This is a genomic window from Gammaproteobacteria bacterium CG11_big_fil_rev_8_21_14_0_20_46_22 (genome assembly GCA_002796245.1).
Lineage (GTDB): Bacteria > Pseudomonadota > Gammaproteobacteria > UBA12402 > UBA12402 > 1-14-0-20-46-22.
In genome coordinates, this window is record PCWT01000068.1 from 38,338 (window position 1) to 44,646 (window position 6,309).

The following is a 6,309-nucleotide window of genomic DNA, read 5'->3' on the forward strand; positions in this document are numbered from 1 at the left end:
TTATTAACTTTAATTACCGTTTTGGCGGTCGGCCCATTGGCATTTTTTCTAGCTTGTCCGAGAGCTTTTCTAGCTCATTTCCTGATAATTCAGAAAGAACAAGAAACCCCAATCTAACAACTTCGCTTTCCGCTAAAACCACCTTCCTGTCAAGGGCCTTGTCTTTGATCTTGTCAATTAACTCAAGCTCTGTTTCAGGGATAGAAAAGGTTTTGCGCACTACCCTAGCAAAGGACTTTGGTTCAGTTTTCCCAGAGGAATCATTAACGCCAAGAGCTTCGTCGGCTTGATTGAATCGAGAGGCGGCCTCTCTTTCCACCTCTTCCTTATCTCTCGGCGCTATCTTTTTCTTGAAATTGCTCAAATCATACTTACCCATTAATTTCTTCCTTTTCTTTGATCTGGGAATCAACTAGCGGCTTATCCAAAAACGCTAGCAATTCGTCTGTAAAAGACTCTACTTCATCGATAGCATCCTTAGCTTTGCTTCTTAGCGAATGAACTGTGGAACCAGTTAAAAAAGTCTCAGGATAGTATGTTCTTTTGTGTAGTCGAATTTTTGACTGGGGCATATTAAAATCTGGCAACAAGTCCAAAACCTCATTAGTAAGGTTTGTTTTAGCCTCTACTCTATTCAGCACAAGCAAGCTTCGTAGGTTTGGATTCATAACCTGAGCATCTTCGATTGTGTCTCGAATCCTAACGGCGGCAGACATGTTTAAACCGTCTGGAATAAACGGTACCAATGCTAAATCAGCAACAAGTAATACGCTTTTTGATATAGGAGAATCTGCTGCTGGAGGGCAATCAACAAAAATGTATTCATAGTCATCGTAATATTTCTTGATTTCTTGGTGAATTTTTCTACCAGCGGCTGCTAAGTTAAAGACTCTGGCAGGAAATGGTGTCCCTTCAGGTGCCATTGATGCCCACTCAACGGCGGAATTCTGATCATCTCCATCTATAATTAAAACTTTCTTCTTCCTCAAGGCTAGCGTCCCACCGCTTTGCATAGTAACCGTTGTTTTGCCTGACCCGCCCTTTTGGTTGACAACGGCTATAATTTTTGCTGCCATATTTAGTCTCCTTAAAGTATTGACCATATGAAGTGTATTATAGGCTTGTACGGTTTGTAAAGTAAATACTTTACGTAAAATTATTACTTTATTTATCTTAAGCTTTATGTATAATAATTTTTAGGTTATGCTTTTTGTGCCTTGCCTGGTAAGGCAGATAATGAATAGGATTTTTACAATGACTGAGAAAACACAGGGAAAATCCGACACTAAAGCTCTCATAGAGCTAGAATCCCCAATAATTGACCATAAAATATCTCAACTTATTGCTGAATCCATAGCATTAGAGCAGGAAGAAGCTGAAAACAATGGCGCGGTTAGTTATATGGCAAGAGCCTTGGTACAAGCTTGTATGCCGCATAAGAAACCAGAAGAGTTTTATTTTAAGAGAAAAAACGGTCATTACTCATTAGTAATGACCTCAAATCCTGACATTGGGCTTCCTTACGGCTCAATACCTAGATTAATCATGATATGGATTACCTCTGAGGTTGTTAAAAAGAAAAGTAGAGAACTTATATTAGGACATAGCCTAAGCGCATTCATGTCAGAGCTTGGTATACCAAGAACTGGAGCATATATTGAAAGATTTAAAGATCAAACAAAAAGATTATTTTCTTGTGCTATATCATGCACTTATGATGATGGCAATACATGGCAAGTCGAAAATGTAAGAACGGTAAAAAGAGCAAGTCTAACTTGGGCCCCTCAAAAAGAAGATGATCCAAAAACGCACGAGTCAATATTACTGCTCGACCAAGACTTTTTTGATGAAATATTAAGTAAACCAGTGCCTATTGATCTTAATGTAATAAAAAAACTAAAAAATTCCAGCCTGGCCCTCGACATTTACTGTTGGCTCACCTATCGAATGAGCTATCTAAGGAAAATGACCCCAATACCATGGGAATCACTACATAACCAATTTGGCTCAAATTATGCGAAAGATAAGTCTGGTAGGTATGCTTTTAAGAAAAGATTCACCGATCAAATGGTGAAAATATTAGCACTGTACCCTGATGCTAACGTCAAGAAAGAACAAAAAGGACTGACACTATACCCATCTAAAACCCATATCAAAAAACAACCAGCAAAAGCTTTAAATACGACTACATCAACAGCTCAAAAGGATAATTCGGAACCAAGCTCAAAAGATGTAAAAAAATATGACAGTTATCGATTAAACACCTTGGTTGATATAGTTGAACAAAAATTGAACGGAAATGACAAAAAGAAGTTATTAGCTGATTTCAATGAATACATTACCAGGCGCCAATTGAAGTGGTTATATACTGAAGTAAAATCCGGCTTTCAAACAAGGGAAGCAAAACAGCATCTATATGATTTCATTAATAGTCGATGGCACCATCTTCTTGACCCTATAGATTCTTTTGCTGATTTTGTAAAAAAAGACGCCGAAAAAGAAACAGTATAGGTACGCCAAGTGCTTGCGTACCTTTAGTCGACTAAACGAGAGAAAACTACGTATCAATCGATCCAATTAATAAATCCTTGGTTAGCTTAACTGCAACAAAGAATATTAAAGTAAATAATTTATTAACTTTAAATACTTTAATCTTTATTAAGCTCAGCTAAAAATTGTTTTGACGCCTTAAACGTCAGTATTTTCTTTTCAGGTATTTGTAGCTTTTCACCCGTATTAGGATTAATTCCCGATCTAGCCTTTCTTGTTTTTACTTCAAATTTTCCCATCTCCGGTAAAAGCGTCTTATCACCGCCATTTAATAATGAAACCATTAGCGTTTCTACAAACACCTTATAAACCCCCTCCGCGACCTCTTGCTTAAAGCCACCGGCTTTTTCTAAATTTTCAATGAATTCCTTTTTATTCATAGCCTCTCTTCCAAAAAAAGTTAAGTAAAGTATTTAAAGTATTCATTAAGTTTTTCCTTCACCAAATAATATCGTAAAACAGATAATTAATAAACAATACGTTATTAATGTTAAATACTATTCATACCTTTACCAGCGTGACCTACGTATATTTAGTCGACATTTCATAGATTTCTAACGATAGAATGGCGTTTTATAAAAAATAATACTTATATTTCATACTTTATTTAAGTTAAATAAAGTATGAAATACTCTAGCCAAATTAAAAAAGCTGTGCGGCGCTTAATTATTTTTATGACAAAGCAAGGCAGAACCGTATATTTCGCTTATAAATGCGAATCTTTGGTCGACCAATAAAACATAAAATAAATAAAGTTATTACGTTAACAATTATACATAAAGTACGTAATATAAATATAGATATGTGGATAAACCTGTTAATTCAAGCAGTTATCCACGTACTTTTGGTCGACCTTTTCTAGCAACATCTGCGTACCTTTAGTCGACATTTTGCGTACCTTTGGTCGACCAAAGTAGTTATATCTATATGATTAATAAATAATTTTAGCGACTCCCTATATTAACCTGTAATTAAGATATACCTATAGTTAGCTTACGCTTTTTGTGGACAACCCTTCGGGTTGACACACAAACGCATAAGCTCAGCAACAAAATTTTTTTTAAATAAAACAAATACGCCATGCATGGCGTGGTTTCAAATAGCGTGGCTTATTACGCTATGTAACATGAATAAGCGTAAAGAACTTGTCGCCATTGGTAAGAACATTCGCCACCTCAGAAAAGAGCAGGGCTATTCTCAAGAAGGTTTCGCAGCTTTTGTGAATATCTCAAGGGCCTTTTATGGACGAATAGAACGAGGTGAGCATAATGTATCCGCGATGAATCTTATCAAAATAGCTAAATCGCTCAATATTGAGGTTGGCTGCTTATTCCCAAATTTATCTGAATTAAAAAAGATCAAATGAAATTATGCTATGATAATTAACGTCACGAAAAGCGTGGCTTCTTTTGGCGTGTTTAACAAATTTGTGCTAGCATTTTATACGTTAGCCTAATAAAGTGAGAGGCAGTTGGGTTAACAAAGTGGTATCTTATTGCTGCTAGATAGCCTTTAAGATTAAACCGTTTGGAGGAACGGGCCATGCGCCGATTGAAACCCGTTTTCAGGTGCATGAATGTTGAGAAGGAGCAGTTTAAGCAATCAAGATGCCTCTTAACGATTAGTGTAGGGCAGGAAGTCCACGAACGCGAGCATTTTGAAGCAACGATTGAACTGGTCAATGCTTCTTTTGATTCATGCATCATGTTAATTGATGACAGTTTACAGCGTCATACAATGGCGTTGGAATCTGAAAAAGATGCCGATAGCTTTTATCGAGGTTCGATAGAGGCTGGGGATCAATGGCTGGAGCGTAATGCAATGTACTATGGAAAGCTCGCGATACTCAGTAAAATTGTCCGATGGGATCAATGGTTGCTGCATCCCAATTTCCAAGCACAACAAAACGAATTAAAAGCGCTGATGGATTCTGACGATGCTTATCATAGCGCTTTTACCAATACGGGGTTGCATGGAAGAATCTCCAAAACCGGCCGGTTTTTAATTTACCCCGTGCAATCACGCAGCCTTACGTAGTTTTTTCTCTAAAAGCTTAATGAGCTTATTAAAATCAACCCCCTTTCTCCGATCTTTAAAGTGATAACGACCAGTAAAAATGATGTGCTGCCAAGCAACTGGCGATATCTTGCTCAATATTGTTTTTGCTTCTTTCTCACCAAAGGTTGCACACAACCGTTGATACAATTTATCAAGAATCATTGCATTATATGCAATGACGCAGTTTGACACCAATCTTGATGCCTGGACGCTGGTAGCATTTGAAATAATTTTTCTTCCCTTGAAAGCACCGTGAAATACTTTTCGAATCATGCGATGAAATTGGTGATAGGATTCTGTGCGATTACGCGCAGTTTTTATCACCTTTCGTTTACCTTCATCATCAATTAAATTCAGCACATGTGTGCTTTTAAAAATTTTATTGTACTCCCAAAACGCTGCCTGCAATCGACTGTAGCGTTTGTGTGATGCTAATTTTCTAACAATAACCGCTTGCGTGTTTTGTTGCAGTAAAAGTGATAATAAAATTCGAATAATGCCGCGTTTTTCTGATTTTATGAGGGCCTTGTTAATTTTATCGGACGGTGTTATTAATCCATGATACTGATCCGGATCATTAACGGAAAAAAGTTTTTCAGCTTCCATACGAATATTGTTAATACCTGGAATAAATTCAACATCAATTGAATCAAGTGTCACAAAACTTGTTTGATTAATGGAGTGGCCATCACCTGTTACCATATCAATAGGGATATTTGTTTTATTGTTGTATATCACGTCGTACAGATGGTGACTTTCGTGTTCGTTCGGACCAATAACTTTTGCATTGATTGAAATGTGATTTGCGGTGAGTGAATAGATGGATATTCCCTTACACGATCCGAAGTATTTGGAGGAAAAGCGTGATTGAATGGTGTGATAACTTGTTGCGTATTTTTGACCATCTACATCTGAAACAACAGTGTTTTCTATTAGATCCCACGCACGTGATACTGATAACTCATGAATAAAATTACTAAATGCATCGTTGATTAATTTTAGATTTCCAACGTACATAAAATTTTCATCAATTGTGAGAAGGTGGTTGTATCCGATATTTGACATCTGTGACATTTTTTCTGTGCCAAAACCAAACGCATCGGATAATATGCACGCAATCAATGCTAATGGACTTGGGTGTTTGTGTTTTACATAGCGATCTTTTTGACTTTCAAATAATTTCCAAACATCAAGATAATCCCCCATGAATTTAAAAACATCGGCAATATCTCTTTTTGGCAGCCCGTCAAAAAATGTGGATTTTTCAGTTTCATCGGTATCGTATGTTAATTTCCACGTGATATTTCCTTTATCGTCAGTTTCAAGCTCGATACTTTTATTGGTTCCATCTGCAATATTTTTATTGACTTGAATCCATGCGTTTTCTAAGTCAGATAATGCTTGATCTAAACGCTCATCACAATACACAGGAATTTTTTTATACCCATATTCTTCGCAAATTTCTACCGCATTATCAACAAACTCATCTGGTACTAAATCATAATCTAAATCGCAATATGAAACGCTGTCATTACAAAATAAACGACCTCTATCGAGTTGGTGATACATTTTGTCATAAACATAAAATTCAAATCGCGCAGTGTTTATTTCTTCTGAGTTATCAGTGGATTTTAATAATTCAGATGCACTTTTTGGGAGCTTCTTAATTAACGCATCAGGCAATGATTTTGATAAATCGGG

Annotated in this window: 7 protein-coding genes; 3 read left to right on the plus strand and 4 right to left on the minus strand. The window is 36.6% G+C overall.

What is annotated here, in order from left to right; all coding sequences use genetic code 11:
- Positions 1-13 precede the first annotated feature (13 nt).
- Both COV52_09820 and COV52_09825 read right to left on the minus strand, forming a co-directional pair.
- Positions 14-379, minus strand: coding sequence for a hypothetical protein (locus COV52_09820; protein ID PIR10247.1), 366 nt, complete (start codon positions 377-379; stop codon positions 14-16).
- Positions 372-1,076 carry a cobyrinic acid a,c-diamide synthase gene (locus COV52_09825; GenBank protein PIR10248.1) on the minus strand — a complete coding sequence of 235 codons (705 nt, stop codon included), beginning with the start codon at positions 1,074-1,076 and terminating at the stop codon, positions 372-374. Before COV52_09825 ends, COV52_09820 begins: the two co-directional genes overlap by 8 nt.
- Positions 1,077-1,254: 178 nt before the next feature.
- Between COV52_09825 and COV52_09830 the strand changes: the two genes are divergently transcribed.
- Positions 1,255-2,511: a hypothetical protein gene (locus COV52_09830; GenBank protein ID PIR10249.1), complete on the plus strand. Its 1,257-nt coding sequence runs from the start codon at positions 1,255-1,257 to the stop codon at positions 2,509-2,511.
- 137 nt (positions 2,512-2,648) lie between these two features.
- Here the strand turns inward: COV52_09830 and COV52_09835 are convergent, their stop codons facing one another.
- Entirely contained in the window at positions 2,649-2,930 is a 282-nt protein-coding gene (locus COV52_09835) for a DNA-binding protein (protein ID PIR10250.1), read from the minus strand.
- Positions 2,931-3,676: 746 nt separating this feature from the next.
- Between COV52_09835 and COV52_09840 the strand changes: the two genes are divergently transcribed.
- Complete coding sequence (locus tag COV52_09840; protein ID PIR10253.1) at positions 3,677-3,916, plus strand: transcriptional regulator; 240 nt, start codon at positions 3,677-3,679, stop codon at positions 3,914-3,916.
- Between the two features lie 176 nt (positions 3,917-4,092).
- Positions 4,093-4,587 (plus strand): hypothetical protein, encoded by a 495-nt coding sequence (locus COV52_09845; protein PIR10251.1) that lies wholly within the window; start codon positions 4,093-4,095, stop codon positions 4,585-4,587.
- Here the strand turns inward: COV52_09845 and COV52_09850 are convergent.
- On the minus strand, positions 4,570-6,309 hold a 1,740-nt coding region (locus COV52_09850; GenBank protein PIR10252.1), incomplete at its 5' end, for a transposase. The two genes, COV52_09845 and COV52_09850, sit on opposite strands and share 18 nt — an antisense overlap.